Source organism: Streptomyces cinereoruber (assembly GCF_009299385.1).
Classification (GTDB): Bacteria; Actinomycetota; Actinomycetes; order Streptomycetales; family Streptomycetaceae; genus Streptomyces; species Streptomyces bikiniensis.
Map to the genome: position 1 here is coordinate 2,775,027 of NZ_CP023693.1, position 23,422 is coordinate 2,798,448.

18 protein-coding genes are annotated in these 23,422 nt (G+C 73.6%); 3 read left to right on the forward strand and 15 right to left on the reverse strand.

Going from position 1 to position 23,422, the window contains the following annotated elements; translation table 11 throughout:
* Window positions 1–2: 2 nt before the first annotated feature.
* The 14 genes from CP977_RS12265 to CP977_RS34035 form a co-directional block, all read right to left on the reverse strand.
* Window positions 3–377 carry a nuclear transport factor 2 family protein gene (locus tag CP977_RS12265; RefSeq protein WP_152370087.1) on the reverse strand — a complete coding sequence of 125 codons (375 nt, stop codon included), beginning with the start codon at window positions 375–377 and terminating at the stop codon, window positions 3–5.
* Window positions 378–501: 124 nt separating this feature from the next.
* Complete coding sequence (locus CP977_RS12270) at window positions 502–1,782, reverse strand: aminotransferase-like domain-containing protein (protein ID WP_079131200.1); 1,281 nt, start codon at window positions 1,780–1,782, stop codon at window positions 502–504.
* Complete coding sequence (locus tag CP977_RS34025) at window positions 1,779–3,260, reverse strand: MFS transporter (protein WP_167308935.1); 1,482 nt, start codon at window positions 3,258–3,260, stop codon at window positions 1,779–1,781. The genes CP977_RS12270 and CP977_RS34025 overlap by 4 nt, the downstream gene beginning before the upstream one ends.
* A complete protein-coding gene (locus CP977_RS12280; protein WP_152370088.1) occupies window positions 3,257–5,869 on the reverse strand; it encodes an ATP-grasp domain-containing protein in 2,613 nt (870 codons plus the stop codon). Before CP977_RS12280 ends, CP977_RS34025 begins: the two co-directional genes overlap by 4 nt.
* Before the next feature lie 126 nt (window positions 5,870–5,995).
* Window positions 5,996–7,246 carry an ATP-grasp domain-containing protein gene (locus CP977_RS12285; RefSeq protein ID WP_152370089.1) on the reverse strand — a complete coding sequence of 417 codons (1,251 nt, stop codon included), beginning with the start codon at window positions 7,244–7,246 and terminating at the stop codon, window positions 5,996–5,998.
* Window positions 7,243–8,520: an amidohydrolase gene (locus tag CP977_RS12290; RefSeq protein ID WP_109185994.1), complete on the reverse strand. Its 1,278-nt coding sequence runs from the start codon at window positions 8,518–8,520 to the stop codon at window positions 7,243–7,245. Before CP977_RS12290 ends, CP977_RS12285 begins: the two co-directional genes overlap by 4 nt.
* A gap of 7 nt (window positions 8,521–8,527) precedes the next feature.
* Entirely contained in the window at window positions 8,528–9,889 is a 1,362-nt protein-coding gene (locus CP977_RS12295; protein ID WP_152370090.1) for an MFS transporter, read from the reverse strand.
* Window positions 9,886–10,575, reverse strand: a complete 690-nt coding sequence (locus CP977_RS12300; RefSeq protein ID WP_152370091.1) for a cyclase family protein — start codon at window positions 10,573–10,575, stop codon at window positions 9,886–9,888. Before CP977_RS12300 ends, CP977_RS12295 begins: the two co-directional genes overlap by 4 nt.
* Window positions 10,576–10,649: 74 nt before the next feature.
* Window positions 10,650–12,014 (reverse strand): diaminobutyrate--2-oxoglutarate transaminase family protein, encoded by a 1,365-nt coding sequence (locus CP977_RS12305; RefSeq protein ID WP_229991631.1) that lies wholly within the window; start codon window positions 12,012–12,014, stop codon window positions 10,650–10,652.
* A 4-nt stretch (window positions 12,015–12,018) separates the two neighbouring features.
* Window positions 12,019–14,418 (reverse strand): carbamoyltransferase HypF, encoded by a 2,400-nt coding sequence (hypF, locus tag CP977_RS12310; protein WP_062755491.1) that lies wholly within the window; start codon window positions 14,416–14,418, stop codon window positions 12,019–12,021.
* Between the two features lie 29 nt (window positions 14,419–14,447).
* Window positions 14,448–15,476: a hydrogenase expression/formation protein HypE gene (gene hypE / locus CP977_RS12315; RefSeq protein ID WP_062755489.1), complete on the reverse strand. Its 1,029-nt coding sequence runs from the start codon at window positions 15,474–15,476 to the stop codon at window positions 14,448–14,450.
* A gap of 29 nt (window positions 15,477–15,505) precedes the next feature.
* Complete coding sequence (locus CP977_RS12320) at window positions 15,506–16,090, reverse strand: cysteine hydrolase family protein (protein ID WP_062755486.1); 585 nt, start codon at window positions 16,088–16,090, stop codon at window positions 15,506–15,508.
* Window positions 16,091–16,309: 219 nt separating this feature from the next.
* A complete protein-coding gene (locus tag CP977_RS34030) occupies window positions 16,310–16,897 on the reverse strand; it encodes a GNAT family N-acetyltransferase (protein WP_062755484.1) in 588 nt (195 codons plus the stop codon).
* A 206-nt stretch (window positions 16,898–17,103) separates the two neighbouring features.
* A complete protein-coding gene (locus tag CP977_RS34035; RefSeq protein ID WP_063915211.1) occupies window positions 17,104–17,904 on the reverse strand; it encodes a hypothetical protein in 801 nt (266 codons plus the stop codon).
* Between the two features lie 409 nt (window positions 17,905–18,313).
* On the opposite strand from CP977_RS34035, the gene CP977_RS12330 reads away from it, so the two are divergent.
* Entirely contained in the window at window positions 18,314–19,204 is an 891-nt protein-coding gene (locus CP977_RS12330; RefSeq protein WP_152370092.1) for a LuxR C-terminal-related transcriptional regulator, read from the forward strand.
* Here CP977_RS12330 and CP977_RS12335 read toward each other — a convergent pair.
* Entirely contained in the window at window positions 19,191–20,234 is a 1,044-nt protein-coding gene (locus tag CP977_RS12335; protein WP_152370093.1) for an EamA family transporter, read from the reverse strand. The two genes, CP977_RS12330 and CP977_RS12335, sit on opposite strands and share 14 nt — an antisense overlap.
* Window positions 20,235–20,353: 119 nt before the next feature.
* On the opposite strand from CP977_RS12335, the gene CP977_RS12340 reads away from it, so the two are divergent.
* On the forward strand, window positions 20,354–21,265 hold the full coding sequence (locus tag CP977_RS12340) for a LysR family transcriptional regulator (RefSeq protein ID WP_062757078.1): 912 nt from the start codon (window positions 20,354–20,356) through the stop codon (window positions 21,263–21,265).
* A gap of 261 nt (window positions 21,266–21,526) precedes the next feature.
* Window positions 21,527–23,383: a glycoside hydrolase family 3 protein gene (locus CP977_RS12345; protein WP_152370094.1), complete on the forward strand. Its 1,857-nt coding sequence runs from the start codon at window positions 21,527–21,529 to the stop codon at window positions 23,381–23,383.
* The last annotated feature ends 39 nt before the right edge of the window (window positions 23,384–23,422 follow it).

The following is a 23,422-nucleotide window of genomic DNA, read 5'->3' on the forward strand; positions in this document are numbered from 1 at the left end:
TGTCAGATCGCCGCGCGGTAGAAGTACGTCCTCCGGTACGCGATCTTGCCGTCGCGGACCAGGTACGTGTCGGCGAAGCCCTCGTCCAGGGCGGTGCCGTCGCGGCTCGCGCCGCGGAAGCGGCCCCAGCAGGCCGCCGCGGCGAGGCCGCCGGTGACCTGGTCGACCTCGTGGGCGCCGGAGGCGATGATCCGCTCGTGCTCGTAGAAGTGGCGGATCCGGGCCAGGCCCTCCAGGGCCGGGTAGCCGGGGCGCTCGTAGACCGCGTCGTCGGCGAAGACCTCTCCGAGGTCGTCCCACGAGCGGGAGTCGACCACCTGGAACAGTCGGGCCACCAGCGACTCGGCGGTCACCGAGGGGTGTGTGCGTGCCGTCATGACCGTGCTCCTTCGTTGCGTGTCGTCGGAAGGGCGGGGCGGTGCGGGACGGTGCGCGCCGGGAGGGTGGTTCGGCGCGCACCGGTGGGGCGTGCTCAGGGGGTGGTTCGGTCAGCGGGACGGTTCAGTACGCGTCGGCCCGCGCCTTGTCGAAGGCCGTCGCCAGGCGCGAGACGCCCTCCCGTCGCTGCTCCTCGTCGAGGGTCGCGAAGGAGAGCCGCAGCAGCCGGGAGCCGTCCTGTTCGACGCAGAACGGCGCCCCGGGCACGAGCGCGAGCCCCTGGGCCAGGGCGTGCTCGTACAGCAGGTCCGAGGTGACCCGGGGGTCGTCCACGGAGCACCAGAAGAACAGGCCGCCGCGCGGGTCCTCGAAGCCGAGCCACGGCAGTCGCTCGCGCAGCAGCGCCGCCGTCGCCCGCGCCTTGCCCCCGTACAGGGCGCGCAGCCGGGCGAGGTGGGCGGGCAGGAACGCCGGGTCGCCGAGGAGTTCGGCGAGGACGTGCTGCCCGAAGGTGTTCGTCTGGAGGTCGCTGCTCTGCTTGGCCGCGACCAGTTCGCCGAGCAGGCCCGCCGGGGCGGTGAGGCCGGCCACCCGGAAGCCCGGGCAGAGCGTCTTCGACAGGCTCATCAGCCGGATCACCCGGTCGCCGTGCACGTCCGTGGACGGCAGCCGCTCCCCCTCGAACGCCAGGTCGCCGTACGGGTCGTCCTCGACGATCAGGAAGCCGTACCGGTCGGCCAGGGCCGCGAGGTCCCGGCGGCGCTCCGTGGTGAGCACGCCGCCGGTGGGGTTGTGGAAGTGCGGGACGACGTAGACCAGTTTGGGCCGGGCGCCGGCCGCGAGCCGTTCCGCCAGGACGTCGGTCCGCATCCCGTCGCGGTCCGTGGGGAGCGGCAGGAGCCGGGCCCCGGCGCCCCGGAAGGACTGGACGGCGCCCAGGTAGCTGGGGTCGTCCAGGGCCACCAGGTCGCCCTCGTCCAGGAGGGTCCTGGCCACCAGGTCCAGGCCCTGCTGGCTGCCGCCGGTGACCATCGCCCGCTCGGGGCCGACGGGTGCGCCGGTCTCGCCCGCGCGCCGGGCCACCGCCTCGCGCATCGCCGTCGTACCGGCCGTGGGGGCGTACTGCAGGGCGGAGGCGGCCGACCGGGAGAGGACCCGGTCCGTCACCTCGGCGAGCCGGGCGACCGGGAAGCTGTCGGGGGCCGGGATGCCGCCGGCCATCGACAGGACGCCCGGCGCGTTCGCGGCCGACAGGATGCGGTCGATGGCGTCGGAGCGGCCCCAGGAGGTGCGCCGGGCGAGGAGCCCCGAGAAGTCCCCCGCCGTGGCGCCCCCGCCGCCGTCGCGCGTCACGGTCCCGTCGCCGTCGCCCGCCGTCGTGGCCCCGCCGCCGTCACCCGTCATGACCTCACCGCCGTCTTCTCCGACTCTTCCGGCTCGCCCGGCCCGTCCGGCTCCGCGCCGATCTGCGGCGGGAAGTCCTTGAGGCGCCAGACCGGGGACAGGAGCACCACGAGGACCGCCGAGAGGAAGGCCCCGGCGGTCACGAACAGCGTCTCGCGCAGGCCGATCAGGTCGCCGAGCCAGCCGCCGGCGAGCGCGCCGAGCGGGAGCATTCCCCAGGACACGAAGCGGTAGCCGGCGTTCATCCGGCCGAGCAGGTCGTCCGGGGTGATCGACTGGCGCAGGCTGATGATGTGGATGTTGGCCATCGTGCCGCCCGCGCCGATCAGCGCGAACGCGGCGACGAACAGGACGAGGGTGAGGATCCCGTCGTTCGCGGGGGCCAGCGGGATGATCACGGGGGCCGCGCAGCACAGCACGAGCGCCCCCAGGATCGCGGGCCCGAGCCCCATCGCCCGCTTGAGGCTCCGGGCCACCAGGGAGCCGCCGAGCGAGCCGACCGCGCCGGTGCCGAGCAGCAGGCCGATCGTCCCCGGGGACAGGTCCAGGCGCCGGGCCGCGTACAGCACGAAGACGGTCTGGAGCGACATCCAGCAGAAGTTGTACAGGCCGGACTGCAGGGCGCAGGCCCGCAGGTGGGCGCTGTCCCGGATGATGCGGATGCCGTCGCCGACGCTCTTCCACAGGCCGGTGCGCCGCTCGGGCACGACCGGCGGCGGCTCGGGCCTGCGGACCGCGAGCAGCGTGACCACGGAGACCAGGTACGAGGCGCCGTTGATGAGCAGGGCGTACGGCGCCGTGACCCAGCCGATGAGCAGACCGGCGAGGCCGGGGCCGCCGATCTGCGCGAGGGAACTGGTGCCCTGGAGCTTGCTGTTGCCCTCCACCAGGTGCTCCTTGCCGATGAGGGTCGGCAGGTACGACTGGTAGGCGACGTCGAAGACGACGGTGAGCGCCCCGATGAGCAGGGCCGCCACGTACACGAACTCGATGCGCAGCAGGTCCGCCACGGCGAGCAGGGGCACCGCCGTGACGAGCAGGGCGCGCCCCACGTTCGCCGTGATCATCAGCGGGCGGCGGCGGACGCGGTCGACCCAGACCCCGACGAGCAGGGTGACGAGCAGGAACGGGGCGTAGGAGGCTGCGTTGACCAGGCCGACCTGGGAGGAGGACGCGTCCAGGGTGAGCACCGCCGTCAGGGGCAGCGCCAGGGTGGTGACCTGGGCGCCGATCTGGGAGATGCCCTCGCCCGTCCAGAACTTCATGAACTCGGCGTCGCGCCACAGCGCGCCGCGTTCCCGGCCCCCGGCGGCGGCGGGTGCGCCGTCGCCGGGGGCCGCCGGGCCGGCCGACCCGGTGGGGTCGGCCGGTCCCGTCGAGCCGCTGGAACCGGTGGAGCCGTTGGAGCCGTTCAAGCTGTCCGATCCGTTCGCGTCGTGCGGGTCGTGCGCGTCGTGCGAGTCCTGCGACCCGGTCACGCTTCCTCCTCGCCGGAGGCCGGGTCGGCCACGTGGAAGGCGCAGCCGATCTGGGCGCCGCGCAGCATGCTGACGATGCCGACGGCCGGGTCGGTGACGCCGCGGGCCAGGGTGCCGGCGTACTTCCCGTCGACCATGAGGGTGCCGTAGGCGACGGCCATGTCCTCGGTGGTGACGCCGTCCTCGGAGAGGAACCGCTCGGTGGTGGGGAGCAGGCGGCGCTGGAGGACGAAGGGGCCGCCGACGGCCTGGTGCAGCTTCTCCACCCACTCCTTCTGGTCGGTGGTCCAGCCGGGGGTGACGCCGACGCCGCCGTAGAGCAGCGTCGGCTTGAGGACCAGGAGGTCCTTGTTGGCGACGGCGTACGGCAGGAGGTCGATCTTCTCGCCCTCGAAGGTGACCTTCTCGTCGCGGACGAAGCGGGTCCAGGGCAGGATCCGGTCGACGAGGTCGCGCTCCTCCTCGGTGAGGGCGGCCCGGTTGCGCTCGTCGCTGAGCATGGCGAGGCTGCCCTTGTTGCCGTACAGCTCGCAGTCGAGCGAGGCGAACAGCTCGACCTGTCCGGCCTCGGCGGCGTCCAGGAGCGGGTTGACGAGGTCGTACGTGCGGGGCTCGTCCGGCATCTCGCCGGGCAGGAACAGGCGGTAGACGACGTCGACGCGCCGCCCGTCGTACACGACCTTGCCGTCCTCGTAGGTGAAGTCCCCGAGGTGGCAGACGACCGGGTCGAAGCCGAGGTCCTTGAAGGCGGGGACGACGAACTCCATCCAGCACTTGGACTTCTCGAAGCCGTCGGGCCAGTCGGTGATGGCGAGCAGCGGGCGCTCGATCCCGGCGAGGGAGGGGGCCTGGCGACGCAGTACGTCGGTGATGCGGGCCAGCGGGTCGGGGTAGACCAGGTCCTCGGCGGCGGCGAAGGCGGCGAACTCCTCGTCCTTGATCAGGGCGCGGGCGAACTCGCCCATCTGCCAGCCGCCGAGCGAGGTGCCGGTGTTCAGCTCCATGAGGCGGAAGCCGCCGGTCTCGCGGTAGAGGTCGGCGCGGGACAGCGGCGGGATCTCCTCGACCGCGCCGCGCAGCACCAGGTCGGCCTGGGTGTCGCTCATGCCGACGGCCTTGGCGAAGGCGCGCAGGTCGCCGCCGAAGAGGCGCCCGGGGACGGACTTGAGGAGCTCGAAGAGGCCGTTGAGGTCGCGTTCGAGGCCGGTGACGTCCTCGGCGCTGAGGAAGACGGGGCGGTTGAGGCCCTCGCCGCCGCCGGCGCCGTAGCGGAACCATTCGACGCCCCGGACGCCGGAGACCGTCATGCGGGCGGCGGTGCGCTCGTGGTCGAAGAAGCGGCGGGTGACGGCGTTCTCGACGCGGGCGCCGAGCTTATGGGTGCTGGCGCCGGTCACCTCGGTGCGGGAGAGCCCTTCGGCCCGGTCCAGGGCGCGGCGGGTCTCGACCGGGTCCTCGCCGACGGCGATGAGGGCGGCGGAGCGCGGGGTGAGGCCGCGCGGCGGGAGCTGGAGCTCGTCGCCGGGCTCCACGAGGGCCACGGCCTCGACCAGGCCGTCGACCTCGGACGGGTCGGGCAGGACGACCCGGTCGATGGTGCCGTCGTACGAGGGGTAGAGGAAGCGGATCTCGCCGCTGAGCGCGCGGGTGGGGGTGAGGTCGGGGACGCGCTCGAAGGCGATCTCGGCGGCGGCGACCGCCAGGTCGATGCCGGTGGCGAGCTGGTGGACGTGCGGGATGAGGTCGCCGCCGAGGCGCCCGTTCAGCTCGATCAGGCGGGGCCCGTCGGCGCTGACGCGCAGCTCGGTGTGGGTGACGCCGTAGTCGACGCCGACGGCCCGGTGCGAGTCCTTGACCAGTTGCACGACGGCCTCGGCCCACGGCTCGTCCTGCCAGCCGGTGACCAGGTGGCCGACCTCCTCGAAGTACGGCTGGGGGCCGAGGCGCTTGCGGGCGACGCAGACGGGGGTGACGACGCCGTCCACGACGGTGCTGTCCACGCTCAGTTCGGGGCCCTCGACGTACTCCTCGACCAGGACGGTGTCGGCGGTCCCGGCGCCCTGGAGGCGGCTGGCGGCGGCGAGCCGGTAGGCCTGGCGCAGGCCGTCGGCGTCGCGGGCCACCATGACGCCGAAGCTGCCGCCGAGGGTGCGGGGCTTGACGACGACGGGGAAGCCAATGGCCTCGGCGGCGGCCACGGCCTCGTCCTCGCTCGCGGCCGGGGCGTGGCGGACGGCCGCCATCCCGGCGGCCTCCAGGGCCTGCCGGGTGGCGTACTTGTCGCGGCAGATCTTGGCGGCGGCCGGGTCCATGGCCCGCAGGCCGAGGCGGGCGGCCACCGAGGAGACGGCGGCGAGCGACCACTCGTCCCAGGTGACGATCGCGGCCTCGGCGACCTCGCCGCGCAGGTCGGCGACGGAGGGGAAGAGCTTGTGCGCGTCCGTCGTGTCGGCGATCCGGTGGGTGTCGACGTACTTCGCCTGCCAGCCGGGCGCCTCGGGGGCGATCAGGGTGACCTCGTACCGCGCGGCGAGGGAGGCGAGCGCGTACTCCCGGTACTGCCGGATGCGGCTGCCGACCAGGATGACGCGCGGGCGTTCGGTGGTCATGACGGACACGGTGTGTGTTCCTTTCCGATGCGGGGCGGTGCGTGGGGCCGGGGTGCGGCAGGCGGTACGGGTGGTGCTGGGCCCGGTGGTGCGGATGGTGCGGGTGCGGCCCGGGGTTCGGGCCTGCTACGTGTCCAGGGGCGTGCAGGTGAGCCGGAAGCCGTGCGCGGAGGTCCCGATGGCCTCCTCCACGGCGGCGGTGGACGGGCCCCGGAAGCGGAAGCGGGTGCCGACGTGCTCGTATCCGCTGATCGGCGGGACCCGTTGGCCGACGGGCACGTGCAGCACCGCGTACGGCATGCGGTCCTCGGCGGGCGGCGCGGTCCAGTCGGCGCGTTCGACCAGGCAGGGTGCGGGGACGGGCAGCGGCAGGAGCAGGTAGCCGCCGACCTCGCCGGTCTTCGGGGCCGGCAGGACCGGCGCCCGGCCGAGCTGGATGTCGGCCGCCGCGGCCATCAGGTCGGCGCCGTGGACGTCCCGCCAGGTGAAGGGGATCTCGCCGCCGCCGACCCGGGCCCCGCACTCCAGGAAGACCAGGGCGGGGCCGCCGTCCGCGCCCCGGGTGACGAACGCCTCCAGGTGGAAGACCCACGGCCGGCCCCCGCCGAGGGCGGCCCCGACGGCGGCGGCGAACGGCTCCACGGCGGCGAGCAGCACCGGGTCGTCCTCCTCGACCGAGCCCAGCCAGTTGCCCTGGGTGAAGTCGGCGCAGGTGCCGCCCACGTAGCGGGAGGCGGTCCAGCCGCCGAGCCGGTCGCCCTCCCACAGGCCGTCGATGTGCAGGATCGGGGCGTCCACGTACGTCTGGGCGAGGAAGGGTTCGGCCGCGAGGTCGGCGGCCAGCTCCGGGTGCGCGTCCAGGTCGGCCTCGGAGTCGAGCCGGACCACTCCCCTGCTGGCGGTGCCCCGGTGCGGCTTGCAGACCAGCGGCCAGCCGTGCGCACGCCCGAACTCCCGTACGACGTCGGGGTCGGGGACGTGGGCGAGGGCCGGCACCGGGATGCCGGCGGCGGCCACCGTCGTGCACATCAGGAGCTTGTCGCGGAAGACCGCCAGCTCCTCCGGGGTCTGCCCGGCGATCCCGAACTCCTCGCGGACCAGGGCCGCCGTGTCGAGGTCGCCCTCGTTGAGGGCGACCAGTGCCTCCGGCGGGCCGTACCGCCCGACGAGCGAGACGAGGGCTTCGCGTACGGCGGGCAGGTCGTCGGTGAGGCCGACGGTGACGACGGCCTCGGCACCCTCGGGTACGGAGGCGCGGCCGAGTTCGGTGCTGATGTACGTGACCCGGTGGGTGGTGTGGTCGACGTAGTCGGCGTACAGCGCGTGGGTGTCCCGCCAGCGGTGCAGGACCGTCACGTGCGGGCGGGTCCTGGTCATGCGGTCGCCTCCCCCGCGGCCGCCAGCCAGGACAGGGCCGCCGCCACCATCGAGCGGACGCCGACGGTCAGGGCGGGGCCCGACTGCGGGGCGAAGGTGGGCGCGTGGTTCTGCGGGATGTCCTCGTCCAGGCGCCCGGCGGCGAACGCGGCCGTGAACACCTCCGGGTCGAGGCCGCCCCAGAACCAGTACACGGACGGCACCTGCGCCGCCGTCGCCAGGATGCCGAAGTCCTCGCTGGCCGTGGTCGGGCCCATCGTCATCACGGCCGCGTCGCCGAAGGCCTTCCGGTGCGCGTCGGCGACCCGCTCGGCGGCGGCCGTGTCGTTGACCGTCATCGGCAGGTGGTAGACCGGGGTGATCTCCGGCTCGGCGGTCGCGCCGGCCGCGTCCGACTCGGCCTTCGCCAGGCGCTCGATGGCGGCGAGGACCTTGTCGCGGACGGGGGCCGAGCTGGTGCGGACGTTGATGCCGAGCTCGGCCGTGTCCGGGATGACGGCGGCCGTGGTGCCCGCGTGCAGCTTGCCGACGGTGACCACCACCGGCTCCTGGGCGGGGGTCTCGCGGGACACGATGGTCTGGAGCCGCAGGACCAGGGAGGCGGCCATGAGGACCGGGTCCACGGCCGACTCCGGCTTGGAGCCGTGGCCGCCGCGCCCGAAGAGCTTGACCGTGATGGAGTCCGTGGCGCCCATGACGGTGCCGGGGCAGGTGGCGATGAGGCCGACCGGGCCGGGGCCGACGTGCTGGCCGAGGATGACGTCCGGCTTCGGGAAGCGCTCGAACAGGCCGTCGTCGACCATCGCGCGGGCGCCGTAGCCGCTCTCCTCGCCGGGCTGGAAGACGGCCACGACCGTGCCCTTCCAGTGCTCCGTGCGGGAGGAGAGCAGCGCGCACGCCCCGAGCAGGGCGGCCACGTGCAGGTCGTGGCCGCAGGCGTGCATCACCGGGACCTCGGTGCCGGAGTCGTCGGTGGCGGTCACCGTGCTCGCGTACGGCAGGCCCGTGGCCTCCTTCACCGGCAGGGCGTCCATGTCGGCGCGGAGCATGACCGTCGGGCCCTCGCCGTTGCGCAGGACGGCGACCACGCCGGTGCGGCCCACGCCCGTGGTGACCTCCCAGCCGCCCTGCGCCGCGAGGCGCTCCGCGACCAGGGCCGCCGTGCGCTTCTCCTGGAAGGCGAGCTCGGGGTGGGCGTGCAGGTCCTGGTAGTCGGCCTCCAGGGCGGGGAACAGCGGTTCCAGCGCGTCGAGCACTGCGGTCAGGGAGTCCATGGCGTCCTCACTCGGAGACGGGGGTGTCGGGACGGGGGTGCTCGCGCACGCCCCAGGAGGCGAGCAGCGCCGCCGCGCAGGTGATCGCCGGCCACCACGGCACCCAGCCGCCGTGACCGGTGGAGCGCAGCCACTCGGCGAGGGCCGGGAAGGTGCCGCCGAAGACGCTGATCGCGAGGGCGGCCGGCAGGCCGACGGCGACCGCCCGGACGGCGGGCGGGAAGAGCTGCCCCGCGAAGACGTTGCTGACGGCGAGGGGCAGGGCGAGCAGGAACAGCAGCGCCACCGTGACGACCGGGACGGGCACGCGGCCCGCGACCATGCCGGCGAGCAGCGGTACGGAGCCGAGCGCGAGCCCCGCGAAGCCGGTCCGCAGGACGGGCAGGGCCCCGAACCGGTCGGCCGCCCTCCCCGCCGCGAGCATGCCGCCGAGGAGCGCCACCATGCCGAGGAGCAGGGCCCCGGAGGCCTCCTCCTTGGTGGCGGCGCCCGCGTCGGCGGCGTACGCCGGGAAGTCGACCGTGAGGAAGTAGAAGACGGTGGTGGCGCCGGAGGTGATGGCGAACACGACGGAGAGCGGGCCGAGGTGGGCCCGCAGGACGGGCCAGGGGCTCGCCTTGCTGCGCTTCCCCGCCTCTTCGGCGAAGACCTCGCTCTCGGCCGCGCCGCGCCGGATCCACAGGGCCGTCAGGCCGAGCAGGGCGCCGAAGACGAAGGCGAGGCGCCAGGCGCCGTCCTCGACGCCCGCCTCCCCGAACACCCCGAGCAGGACGGCGAGCACGACGAACGACAGGGCGCTGCCGAGGACCACGCCGCCGTAGGAGACGGCGCTGTAGAAGTACCGGCTGCGGCCGGGGGCCGTCTCGGTGACGTACGCGGCGGCGCTCGGGTTCTCGGCGCCGACGGACAGGCCCTGCACGAGCCGGGCGGCGACCACGAGGAGCGGGGCCGCGATGCCGATCGAGGCGTGGCCGGGGATCACCGCGAGGAGCAGCGAACCGGCCGCGATCAGGCCGACGGTGAGGGTGAGCCCGAAGCGGCGCCCCCGGGTGTCGGTGAGCCGCCCGATGACGACGCTGCCGAGCGGCCGCACCAGGAAGCCGAGCGCGAAGCCGAGGTAGGCGGCGATCAGCCGGGCGGTGGGCGAGGACCCGGGGAACAACTGCTCGGCGAAGTACGGCGCGAGCACCCCGTAGATCGTCCAGTCGTACGCCTCCACGACGGACCCGACACTGGCGGCGAGAAGTTCGCGCCGGGGCTTGCGGGCGGGGGCGGGTGCCTTGCCGGCCGGAGCCGTGGGGGCCGGGGCCTCCGGAGCCTTCGTCCTGGCCGGAGGCACCGCCCCCGTGCCTATCTCCGAGGTGCTCATTCGGCCACCCCGTACACCCGTACCCCGCCCGGGTGCGGGACCGCGTGCAGGCGGACGTCGGTGGCCGGGAGGTCCGTCAGGCCGGTCAGGCCCGTGAGGACGGGGAGGCCGGCCTCGGTGAGGGCCTTGGTCGCCGGGTCGTCGCGGTCGGCGGCGTCGGTGGCGACCAGGGCCGCGCCGCGCTCGGCGAGGAGCGCGGCGGCGTCCGGGGTGAGCCAGGGGCCGTCCGGGCGGCCGGTGTGGACGACGACGGCGTGCCCGGCCGGTGCGAAGGGCGCGAGCGCGAGCCGGTCGGCGACCGGCTCGTCCGCGCCCACGAGCCGGACCAGGGCGACGGGCAGGTCGACCAGGCCCTCGATGCCCTCCGGCGCCCCGGCGGGCCGGTCGAGGCGGGTGCCGGGCCCGGTCAGGTCGAGCGTGCGGCGGACGGGCGCGCCGCCCTCCGTCCCGGTGTTCCGCGAGCCCTTGTGCGGCTCCCGGATCAGCTCCTTGCGGGTGATGGCCGTACCGCCGACCATCAGCAGCCCCAGGTGGCGGACGAGGAGTTCGCCCAGGGCGGCGTCGTCGATGTCGTCACCGGGGATGTCGAGCCGGAAGCCCTCGGTCCGCAGGGAGCCGCCGTTGCTGAAGACCACCTCGGCGTCGAAGTCGACCCGCCACTGCCCGGCACCGGTTGCCGTCGTCATGTGCTTCGTTCCTTCACGTCGTCGCGTTGTTCACGTGGTGCCCCGCGCCCGGGAGCGGGCCCCCGGACGCGCCCTCAGGCGCAGTCGATGAGGGCCTTCTCCAGGGCGCCGACCACCGCGTGGATCTCTTCCTCCGTGATGGTGAGGGGCGGAAGGAGCCGGAGCACGGCGCCGTGCCGACCGCCGCTCTCCAGAAGGAGTCCGTGTTCGAGGCAGGCCTTCTTGACGCGGCGGGCGCGGTCGCCGTCGGCGGGCCGGGCGCCCAGGGCGTCGGCCTCGCCGTCCGGGTCGACGAGCTCGACGCCCCACATCAGGCCCCTGCCGCGGACGTCGCCGATCTCCGGACGGGTCAGGGCGAGGCGCCGCAGCAGGCCGCCGAGCAACTCTCCCTTGACGGCGGCCTGTTCCACGAGTCCTTCTTCGGCCAAGACCTCCAGGGCGGCGGCGCCCGCCACCAGGGCGATCTGGTTGCCGCGGAAGGTGCCCGCGTGGGCGCCGGGCCGCCAGGCGTCGTACGTGTCGCGGTAGAGCATCAGGGCGAGCGGGAAGCCGCCGCCGACGGCCTTGGAGACGAGGACGGCGTCGGGTTCGATGCCGGCCTCCTCGAAGGCCCACATGGTGCCGGTGCGGCCCCAGCCGGCCTGGATCTCGTCCAGGACGAGCGGGATGTCGAGGCGGGCGGTGATCTCGCGCAGTCCGCGCAGCCACTCGGGGGGCGCGGGGATCACGCCGCCCTCGCCCTGCACGGCCTCCACGAAGACGGCGGCGGGCTTGGTGATCCCGCTCTCGGGGTCGGTGAGCAGCCGCTCGATGTAGGTGAGTCCGACCCGGATCCCCTGGTCGCCGCCGAGGCCGAAGGGGCAGCGGTAGTCGTAGGGGTACGGCAGGTGGTGCACGTCCGGCATGAGCGAGGCCACCGGTTCCTTGGCGTCCAGGTTGCCGGTGAGGGCCAGCGAGCCGGCCGTCATGCCGTGGTAGGCGCCGTGGAAGGAGAGGACCGTGCGGCGGCCGGTGGCGGTCTTGAAGAGCTTGATCGCGGCCTCGGTGGCGTCGGCCCCGGCGGGCCCGCAGAACTGGGTGCGGAAGGTGTCCGCCATGGTGCCGGGCAGCTTCGCGTAGAGCGCCGACAGGAAGGCGTACTTGGCGGGGGTGGTGAGGTCGAGGGCCTGCTGCACCTGGCCGGATTCCAGGTAGGCGCGGACCCGGTCCAGGACCTTCGGGTGGTTGTGGCCGAGGGCGAGGGTGCCGGCGGCGGCCAGGCAGTCGAGGTACTCGGTGCCGTGGCCGTCGCGGACGCGGGCGCCCCGCCCGTCCTGGAGGACCTGGCCGAAAGCGGTCGCGTAGGTGCGGGCGCCGGATTCGCGGGCCCGGACGTACGCGTAGATCTCGTCCGGGGTGGGTGCGCTGTCCGGTGCGGGGGCGGTCGTGCGGGTGGTCACGTCATCACTTCCCAGGGGATGTACGGGCGTCCGCGACCATGACCTGGCCGAGGGCGATGCCGCCGTCGTTGGTCGGGACCTGTCGGTGGACGTAGGTGTCGAAACCGTCGGCGGTCAGCCCGGTCAGACAGTTGAGCAGCAGGAACTCGTTGAGGAACACGCCGCCGGAGAGGACGACCTGCCGGACGCCGGTCTCCTCGCGGAAGGCCCGGCAGCGGTCGCGGACCATCTCCACGACGGCGGTGTGGAAGCGGCGGCTGATCCGGTCGGCGGGCAGGCCGGCGGCGAGGTCGGCGGCCATGGCCCGGACCACGGGCCGGGGGTCGACCTCGACGGGGCCGTCCGGCTCCCCCTCGGGCGTACGGGCGTCGAAGCGGTACGCGGCCTCCGGGGTGGAGTCGCGGGCGAGCAGGCCCTCCAGCTCGATCGGCCCCTGGGCCTCGTACTCGGCGCGGGAGCAGACCCCGGCGAGCGCGGCGGCGCCGTCGAAGAGGCGGCCCATGCTGGAGGTGGCCGGGGAGTTGATCCCCCGGGCGGCCATGGTGGCGTACACGTGCCGCTGCTGCTCGTCCAGTGCGGCGAGGGCGGGGAAGGCGGCGACGGCCTTCTCCCGGTCGCCGTCGAAGGCGTCGAGGGCGAGGGCGTAGCCGGTGCGGACGGGTTCGCGGACGGCCTGGTCGCCGCCGATCAGGGGCAGCCGGCGCAGGCGTCCGACGCGCCGGTAGGCGGCGTAGTCGCCGAGCAGGAACTCGCCGCCCCAGACGGTGCCGTCCTCGCCGTAGCCGAAGCCGTCGAAGACGACGCCGAGGGTGGTGCCGGTGACGTGGTTCTCGGCCATGCAGGAGGCCATGTGGGCGTGGTGGTGCTGCACCTCGACCACGGCCCGCCCGGCGCCGTCCCCGTCCCCCGCTCCGTCTCCGTCGAGCGCCGCCCGGGTGGAGCGGAACTGCGGGTGCAGGTCGTGCGCGGTCAGGCGCGGCTCCAGGGCGTAGAGCCGGGCGAGGTGGCGGGCGGTGCGCCGGTGGGAGGCGAAGGTCTCGTCGTTCTTGAGGTCGCCGATGTGCTGGCTGAGGAAGACCTTGCTGCCGTGCGACAGGGCGACCGTGGTCTTCAGCTCGGCGCCGAGGGCGACGGCGGGCGCCACCTCGCGGCCGACGTCCACGGGGTACGGGGCGTAGCCGCGGGCCCGGCGGACGAACTGGAGCAGAGGCGCGTCGAGTTCGTCGTGGACGGAGAGCCGGACGACGGAGTCGTCCACGCGGATCTCGATGTCGCGGTCGTGGTAGAGGATGGTGTCCGCGATCTCGAAGAGCTGTTCCAGGGCCTCTTCGTTGCGGTACGCGATGGGGTAGCCGGAGATGTTGCCGCTGGTCATCACCAGGGCTTCCAGACCGGGTTCGTCCAGGAGCAGGTGGTGGTGGGGCGCCGACGGCAGCATGATCCCGAGGTTGGGGTTGCGGGGCGCGACCGACTCGGGCAGGGCGTCGGGCTGTTTGCGGGCGAGCAGGATGGGGCGGGCCGGGGAGCGCAGGACGTCGATCTCGTCCTCGGAGAGGACGGCGAGGCGCTGGGCGGTGGCCAGGTCGCGGACCATCACCGCGAAGGGCTTGGAGTCGCGGCGCTTGCGGCGGCGCAGCAGGGCGACGGCCTCGGGCTGGGTGGCGTCCACGGCGAGGTGGAAGCCGCCGACGCTCTTGACGGCGACGATCCCGCCGTCGGCGAGGACCTGGGCGGCGCCGCGCAGGGCGGTGTCGCCCTCGGTGGTGCGGCCCTCCCGGTCGGTGAGGAGGAGCCGGGGCCCGCAGTCGGGGCAGGCGTTGGGCTGGGCGTGGTAGCGCCGGTCGAGCGGGTCCTCGTACTCGGCCTTGCAGGCGGCGCACATGGTGAAGGAGGCCATGGTGGTGGCCGGCCGGTCGTAGGGCAGGTCCCGGATGATGGAGTAGCGCGGCCCGCAGTTGGTGCAGTTGATGAACGGGTAGCGGTGGCGCCGGTCGTTCGGGTCCCGCAGCTCGCCCTGGCAGTCGCCGCAGACGTGGGTGTCGGCGGGGAGCAGGGCGGTGCGGGCGCCGGAGTGTTCGCTGTGGACGATGGTGAAGGGGCCCGCGGGCACGCTGCCCGCGGGGAGCCCCCGGGTCACCACGACACCGTCGACGCGCGCGAGTTCGGGCGCGCGGTCCTTCAGGCCCGCGGCGAAGGCGGCCAGGGCGGCGTCCGGTCCGGACGCCTCCACGAGGACGCCCTCGGGGTCGTTGCGGACCCAGCCGGAGAGGCCCAGTTCGCGGGCCAGCTTGTAGACGAACGGCCGGTAGCCGACGCCCTGCACCACCCCGGTGACCCGCAGCCGCCACTCCTCGGTGCCCGGCGGGGAGGTCGCGGTGTCCGGCGGAGACGTCACGGTGCTCATGGTGATCCCCTCGCTTCCTGGTCGGGTCCTCAGCAGAGCCGGGGCAGTTCGGCCCCGAGGAGTTCTTCCAGCTGCGTCTCCCGGCCGTCGGCGTCCCGCAGCAGCACCAGGACCTCGGTGTCCTCGGAGATCTCGCCGATGGTCACGGCGTGCTCGCCGTACGGGAGGGAGCGCAGGGCCGCCAGGACGTCCGCCTCGGCGGCGGGGTCCACGAAGACGGCGAGGCAGCCCTCGTTGGCGCAGTGCAGCGGGTTGATGCCGAGCATGTCGGCCGCCATGGCGGTCTCGTGCTGGATCGGCAGGCTGGGGGTGTCGACCCGGATGGTGCGGCCGAGCTTCCCGGCGTACTCGTGGAGGACGGCGGTCAGTCCGCCGCGGGTGACGTCGCGCATGGAGCGGACGGCACCGGCCGGCACCCGGTCGAGGACCCCGTCGATGAGGTTGTTCAGCGGGGCGCAGTCGCTGTCCACGCGCTGCTCGAAGCCGAGGCCTTCGCGGATGGAGAGCAGGTGGACGGTGTGGTTGCCGATGGGGCCGCTGAGGATGACCTTGTCGCCGGGGCGCACGTCGGTCATGGAGAGCGGCTCGCGCTCGAAGACGCCGACGCCCGCGGTGTTGAGGTAGAGCTGGTCGGCCTCGCCCTTGCGGACCACCTTGGTGTCGCCGCCGACGATCTGCACGCCGGCCTCGCGGGCCGTCTCGCGGATCGACACGAGGACCTGCTTGAGGCGTTCGATCGGCAGGCCGGTCTCCAGGATCAGGCCCAGGGTGAGGTACTTGGGGCGGGATCCGGCCACGGCGAGGTCGTTGACCGTGCCGCAGACGGCGATCTTGCCGATGTCGCCGTTGCCGAAGAACGGCGGGTCGACGACGAAGGAGTCCGTCGTCATGGCGATGCGTCCGGTCTCGACCGGGAGGATCGCGCTGTCCTCCATGATGCCGACGTAGACGTCGCCGAGGGTGTCGGCGATGAGCTGGACCAGTTCCTGGCTCAGCTTCGCCCCGGTGCCGTGGTCGAGGAGGATCTCGTCACTGCTGCCGGCCGTGCTCGCGGTCATGGCTGCTCCTGGGTCGGGGAGGGTCGCGGTCACGGGGTCTTGATGTTCTTGCGGGGCAGGGCGCCCTCGGCGTCCAGGACGCTGATGACCTCGGCGGAGTCGGAGACGGTGGCGCAGTAGCCGTCCAGCCACTCCAGGGCGCGGTCCTTGTCCTCCTGGCGGGCGGAGACGACGCAGTCGGAGGGGACCCAGATGTTGTAGCCGCGGAAGAAGGCGTCGGCGGCGGTGGTCTGGACGCAGATCTGCGTCTGCATGCCGGTGATGAGGACGGTGTCGACGCCGAGGGCCTGGAGGCGCTCGTGCAGGTCCGTCTCGTAGAAGCCGGAGTCCTTGCTCTTCTCCATGACGACGTCCTCGGGGGCGAGGAAGTCCTCGATGACCTCGGCGCCGCGGGTGCCGCGCTGGACCGGGAGGTGCCCGTCGTAGCGCTCGGCGTTCGGGTCGTCGGGGTCGTTGACGAGCTGGAGGTGGAAGACGTGGTGGCCGCGGCGGCGGATCTCGTCCAGGAAGGCGGTGAAGTGCGGGGTGGCGGCGGCGACGGCCGCGACGCGCTCGGGGTTCTTCTCCACGAGCTCGTACTGGAGGTCGTTGGTGAGGACGGCGATCTTGGACATGGGTGTGCCCTTCGGTGAGGCCGTGCGGGTGTGTGGGCGCCGGGCGCGCGGAAGGGCGCGCCGGCGGGGTGCTCCGGACGTGCGGCGGCGCGCCGGGGGCCGGTCCGGGACGGCACGACGGGCCGTCCCGCGGCGCGCGCGGGTCCGGGAGCGGGGTGGAGACGTACGCGCCCGGGAACGCGGGGGCGTACGGGGAAAGGGGTGGTACGGGGAGAGGGGTCAGCCCGCGAGGGCGGCGCTCTCCTGCTGGGGCTCGTGCAGCCAGGTGCCGGTGGCCTCGAAGTGGGCCAGGACGTCGGCGATCCGCGCGTACAGGTAGTGGCCGGTGACGGCCTCGCGCCCGTCGAGGCGGGCGTAGTCGGGCAGCCGCCCGTACTCGCGGAAGCCGAGCCGCTCCCAGAGGCCGACGGGGCCGTCGCTGCGGACTTCGAGGGTGATGACCTCGCAGCCCATGGAGCGCGCCTTGTGCAGGGCCTCGGACCAGCCCTCCAGGAGGAACTGGCCCCGGCGGTCGGGGGCGATGACGCACCGTCGCATGTCGACGATGTGGCGGCGGGCCGGCAGCGGGGCCCGGGCGAGGGTCACCATGCCGACGATCCGGTCGTCCTCCTCGTCGCGGACCGCGAGGACGTCGATCGCTCCCTTGCGCAGGTCGGCGTCGAAGGCCCGCATCAGCGGCAGGCCCTTCTCCTGGCCGACGGGCTCGTAGAAGCCGAGGGTCTGCTCCTTGACCGCGACGGCGTCCATCAGCTCGATCATCTCGCGCATGTCCTTCTCGGACAGTTCGCGCGGCCATTCGTATCGCATGCGTCTTCCCGTGGGTGTGCCGGACGGTGGGCAGCCCGCAGGGACACCGGACACCGCCGCCCGCACCGCCCGGCGCCGCGGCGGGCGGCGCGGGGCGGGAGTGTGGGTACGCGGTGTCCGGTGCCGCCAGGGGGGTGTTCGGGTGCCGGAGGGGTCCGCGGCGCGTCCCGGGGCGTCGCCGCCTCCGGGGCCGCGGGCCCGGAACGTCAGACCGCGGCGGCCCGGGCCTGCAGGTTGGTCTGCACCGCTGCGGCGGGGGCGGCCTGCGTCAGCTGCGACGGGTCGGAGCCGAGGCCCAGGACCGTGGAGGCGTAGACCTCCACGAAGTACGAGACGAAGAGGGAGTTGATCTTCGTGAGGTGCTCCACGAAGCGCTCCTCGTCCTCCTCGGTCTTGATCACGCGCATGATCATGTTCCAGACCATGTCGACGTGGTCGTCGTCCTCGTCGAGCGCGAGGTGCGCGCGGGCGCCCTTGGTGTTGTTGGCGCCGACGTGCTGCTCCATGATGTCGAGCCAGTCGGGCTGGGTCTTGCCCGCGATGTACTCGAGGTAGAAGCCGCTGATCATCGAGGCGAGCGGGCCCTCGGTGGCGAGCGTGTAGTAGAAGTAGCCGTTCAGCAGCTCGGTGGCGAAGGTCGGACGGATCGCGTAGATCTCCTCGTCCGTCATGCCGACCTTGTGCAGGTCGCCGGCGAACATGCGGTCGTGGCGGCCCTCCTCGGCGCCGTACAGGCCCCATTCCTTGGAGAGCTGCGGGTCGCGGGTGGCCCAGTAGTTGGCGACCAGCGGGTCCACGGCGCGCTTGAGACCGATCCGGATCATGGTCTCCACGTTGTGGCGCTTGTAGAGGTCCATGTCGAAGCTGTTCGCGTCGAGCATGCCCTCCGCGCCCTTGCTCTTCTCGTAGAAGTCACGCTCGAACTTCAGGAGGAGCTCGTCCACGCGCTTGCGGAACTCGGGACGCTGGAGGCTGGAGTACGTGTTGTACGACTTGCTACGAGGCATGGTCATCCCCACCCGAGGTCGTTGATCACTTTGCTCTGGCCGGATCCGGCGAGGAATGCGCGCTCTTCCTGGGCACCGGTCCCCTGGACGAGAAGGAAGGACAGAGCCGCGGAAGCCGTGATGGCGAGAATGTTTCTCGCTGCACGTGCCATGGAAAACTCCTACCTTTCGGATGAGCGTTGAGGTCGTCAGCGCTTCGCCCATCCTCCGGCGGAAAGCCGTTTCTAGACCAGTCCCCTCTGGGATCATGTTGCTCCTGGCGGAAACATGACAGGGGGATACATTGAATGAAACCGGAAGAAGCGGTGCGATTAGCCCTCCACCGCTGCGTGAATCGGCGGATCGTTTGTACCGGTTCGCCTCGGAATCGCCCGGGTGCACGGTCGAGACCGCCGCGAAGGCGCTCGACATGGCGGCGCACGAGACCGAGGAAGCCGTCCGGGACCTGCGCGAACTGGGGCTCCTGAGCACCGGGAGCGCCGGCGGCGTCGGGCCGGAGCCACTGGTCCCGCATCCCGTGGACTTCGCCCGCGTGAAGGTCCTCAACCCGCTCCAGCGGGAGCTGAACCGCACCCAGGCGCTCGTCGACGAGCTCCGGAGCGGCCTGGACCAGCTGGAGTTGAGCACTCCGCGCGCGCAGCACGCCCACTGCTCGCTGGAGATCGTCCACGAGCTGTCCGACGTGCGCCGGCTGATCACCGGCTTCGCGGACGAGTGCTGCGACGAGGCGCTCTCCTCGCAGCCGGGCGGCGCCCGCGTGGAGGAGGTGCTCGCCGACAGTATGGACCGCACCACCAGGCTGCTCGGCCGGGGGGTCAGGATGCGGACGCTCTACCAGCACACCGCCCGCTTCAGCCCCGCGACCCTCTCGTACGTGGACCTGGTGACCCCCCTCGGGGCCCAGGTGCGGACCCTCGCGGGAGGTTTTCCGCGGTGCATCGTATTCGACCGGAAGGTCGGCATCCTGCCGCTCGTCGGCGACTCGAAAGGCGCCGTGATCGTACGGGACCCGCAGCTCGTCGCTTTCGTGGCGGAGGCCTTCGACCGGGTCTGGACGATCGCTTCCGACCTCTCGCCCGAGGAGCGCAGGTCCGACCGGGTCGCGGCCACGTCCGAAATCCAGCACGCCATCATCTCGCTTCTCACCCAAGGGGAATCCGACAAACGAATAGCCCAGGTCGTCGGAATTTCCCTGCGGAACTGCCAGCGGCACATCTCCCACATCATGAAAAGCATCGGTGCCCGTAACCGGCTGCACGCCGGCTACCTGCTCAGCAAGGAGCCGTTCAGCGGCCACTAGCCGGGCCGCCGGAGGGACTGCCGGACAGGTCGTCGGTCCGGCTGCCGGAGTGGGCGTCGGCCCGGCTGCCGGTCGGGACGTCGGCCCGGCTGCCGGTCGGGCCGCCGCCGGGCAGCCGGTCCCGGGGAGCCGTCTCCCGTTCCGCGGGCGTCGCCGCCGGCGGGGCGGGGGGCGGCGCGCCCCGCCACAGCGAGGTCAGCGCCACGCCGCCGACGAGCAGCGCCGCCGCGCACCAGCGCGCTCCGCTGATCCCCTCCCCCAGGAACAGGGCCGCCGCCGACATCCCGAAGACCGGGACGAGGAGCGAGAACGGCGCCACGGAGGAGGCCGGATAGCGGCGCAGCAGCCAGCCCCACGCGCCGAAGCCGAAGATGGTGACGGCCCAGGCGACGTAGGCGATGACGCCGAGGCCCGCCCAGTCGAGCCCGCGCAGCGCGGCGAGTCCCCGCTCGGGGCCCTCCACGAGGAGCGAGAGGACGAGCAGCGGCAGGACGGGCACGGTGCTGACCCAGACCATGAAGTTGAGCGCGTCGGGCGGGGAGGCCTTGCGGGTCAGGACGTTGGAGACGCCCCAGCAGACCGCCGCGCCGATCACCAGGAGGAAGCCCACCAGGGGGCCCGAGGTGCCCTCGTCGACCGCCGCGACCGCGATGCCCGCGAGGGCGATCGCCATGCCGGCCACCTTGACGCGGCCCGGCCGCTCCCCGAGGAGGGCGAAGGCGAACAGGGCCGTGAAGACCGCCTGGACCTGGAGGACCAGCGAGGAGAGCCCGGCCGGGGCCCCCAGGTCCATGCCGATGAAGAGCAGGCCGAACTTGGCCACGCCCAGGACGAGTCCGACGCCCACGATCCACTTCCAGGCCACCTTGGGGCGGCCGACGAGGAAGACGGCGGGCAGGGCGGCGGCGAGGAACCGGAGGGCCGAGAAGAGCAGCGGCGGGAAGTGGCCGAGGCCGATCTCGATGACGACGAAGTTGACTCCCCAGACGGCGGCGACCAGCGCTGCCAGGGCGATGTGTGCGGGGCGCATGGTCCGAGGATCCCCTCGGCGACCGTGTAGCACCAGCACGGATCGCTACATGGTTGGATGTAGCAGCGCTTCATCCGGCGCTTCGTCCCCGCTCCCCCGAGGCCTCCGAGGTGGTCACCGTGCTGGACATCGGCCGACTGCGGGCCCTGCACGCCGTCTCCGTCCACAAGACGGTGGGCGCCGCCGCCGAGGCCCTGGGCTACACCCCGTCCGCGGTCTCCCAGCAGATCACCAAGCTGGAGCGGGAGACCGGCACCACCCTGCTGGAACGGCAGGGCCGGGGCATCCGGCTCACCGACGAGGCCCACCAGCTGGCCGCCACCACGAGCCGGCTCCTCGCCCTGATGGAGGAGGCGGAGGTGCGCCTGGAAGAGCGGCGCGGGAAGCCCGCCGGACGGCTCGCGATCGGCTGCTTCCCGAGCGCGGCGCGCGGTCTGATGCCGCGGGCGCTCGCGGAGCTGACCCGGCGCCACCCCGATCTGGACGTCCGGCTCTCGGAGGTGGACACGCACCTGTCGGTGGACCTGGTGGCGCGGGGCGTGATCGACCTGGCGGTGGCGCACGACTGGGACATCGCACCGCTGCCGGCCCCGCCGGGGGTCGACCAGGCGGTGGTCGGCGACGACCTGTGCGACATCCTCGTCCCCCGGGAGCATCCGCTGGCGGCGCGGGAGTCGGTGCGACGGGAGGAGCTGGCGGGCGAGCGGTGGATCTCGCAGCCGCCGGGGTCGGTATGCCACGACTGGCTCGTCCGGACGCTGCGGGCGACCGGGTACGAGCCGCTGATCGTCCATCAGGCGGGCGAGAACCACACGCAGGTGGCCCTGGTGGCGGCCGGTCTGGGCATCGCCCTGGTCCCCCGCCTGGGGCGCGGGGCGCTGCCGCCGGAGGTGGCGCCGATCCGCCTGGACCCGATGCCGAAGCGGCGCCTGCACGCGATGTGGCGCACGGGCGCGGCCCGCCGCCCGGCGATCCGCGAAACGGTCCGCACCCTCCAGACCCTCTGGCCGTCCATAGCGACCCCGGCCTGACGGACCCGCCCCAGGCGACCGCGCCCCGCCCCCGCGCGGGCCCCGGCGGCGGTGACGCCCTGCGCGCGGCCGACGGGCGCCCGCGAACCACCCCCGGCCGAGACCGCCGCACAGGTCCCGCCGCCGGGCGCTCCCGTACGCCTCCACTCAGGCCCGCCGCCAGGCGATTCCCGCGCGGGTCCTTGACCTGGCAGTTACTTTCCGGCTATCCGTGTCCCCTTGGAAGTTTCCTTCAATCCCGCACGGCCGGAAGGAGCACCAGTGCACCACCGCGCCCCCGCACCCCCCTCCGCCACCGCCCCCGCTCCCGTCCCCTCCCGCCGCACCCTCCTCGCGGTCACCGCCGCCGCCGCGGTCGCCGCCGTCACCGGGGCGGGCACCCCCGTCCAGGCCGCGCCCGAGCGGTACGACGACCGGCGGCTCCGGCGGATCGTCGACCGCATGTCCCTGGAGGAGAAGGTCGGCCAGCTCTTCGTGATGCGGGTGTACGGGCACTCCGCGACCGCCCCGGACCAGGCCGACGTCGACGCCAACCTCGCCGAGATCGGGGTCCGCACGGCCGCCGAGCTGGTCGCGCGCTACCACGTCGGCGGGATCATCTACTTCACCTGGGCCCACAACACCCGCGACCCGCAGCAGATCGCCGACCTCTCCAACGGCATCCAGCAGGCGGCCCTCGCGCAGCCGACCCCCATCCCCGTGCTCATCTCCACCGACCAGGAGCACGGCATCGTCTGCCGGGTGGGCGAGCCCGCCACCCTGCTGCCCGGCGCGATGGCCCTCGGCGCCGGCCGCTCGCACGCCGACGCCCGCCGGGCCGCGGAGATCGCGGGCACCGAACTCGCCGCCCTCGGCATCCGCCAGAACTACGCCCCGGTCGCCGACGTCAACGTCAACCCGGCCAACCCGGTGATCGGCGTCCGCTCCTTCGGCTCCGACCCGCGCGCGGTCGCCGGCCTCGTCGCCGCCCAGGTGAAGGGGTACCAGCGGGCCGGGGTCGCGGCCACCTCCAAACACTTCCCCGGCCACGGCGACACCGCCGTGGACAGCCACTACGGCCTGCCGACCATCACCCACACCCGGGAGCAGTGGGAGGAGCTGGACGCCCCGCCGTTCCGGTCCGCGATCGCCGCCGGGATCGACTCGATCATGACCGCGCACATCGTGGTGCCCGCGCTCGACCCCAGCGAGGACCCGGCGACCCTCTCCCGGCCCATCCTCACCGGCATCCTGCGCGAACGGCTCGGCTACGACGGCGTGGTGGTCACCGACGCGCTCGGCATGGAGGGCGTGCGCACCAAGTACGGCGACGAGCGCGTCCCGGTCCTCGCCCTCAAGGCCGGCGTGGACCAGCTGCTCAACCCGCCGAAGCTCGACGTCGCCTGGAACGCCGTCCTGAACGCGGTCCGCACCGGCGAGCTGACCGAGGCCCGCCTCGACGAATCGATCCTGCGCATCCTGCGCCTCAAGGCGAAGCTGGGCCTGTTCCGGCGGGCGTACGTGACCCGGGCGGGCGTCGAGCGGGTGGTCGGCTCGAAGGCCCACCTGGCGCAGGCCGACCGGATCGCCGAGGCGACCACGACCCTGCTCCTCAACGAGGGCGGCCTCCTGCCGCTGCGCCCCTCCCGCCACCGCTCGGTCCTGGTCGTCGGCGCCGACCCGGCCTCCCCGTCCGGCACCACCGGGCCGCCCACCACCACCCTGGCGGCGGCCCTGCGGGAGCTGGGGTTCACCGCGACGGCGCTCCCCACCGGGACCGCGCCGACCACCACGAAGATCGACGAGGCGGTGGCCGCCGCGGCCGGCAAGGACGTCGTGGTCGTGGGCACGTACAACGTCACCGCGACCAGCACCCAGCGGACCCTGGTGGCGCGGCTCGCGGCGACCGGGGTGCCCGTCGTGACGGTCGCGATCCGCAACCCGTACGACGTCGCGCACCTGACGGGCCAGCGGGCGACCCTCGCCGCGTACTCCTGGACCGACGTCGAACTGCGCGCCGCCGTCCGGGTCCTGGCCGGGCGGGCGGAGCCCCGGGGCCGGCTCCCGGTGCCGGTGCAGAGCGCCGACGACCCGGACCGGGTGCTGTACCCGGTCGGGTACGGCCTCTCGTACCGCTGACGGAGGAAGACGGAAGAGGGGGCGCGCCCGCCCGGGCGC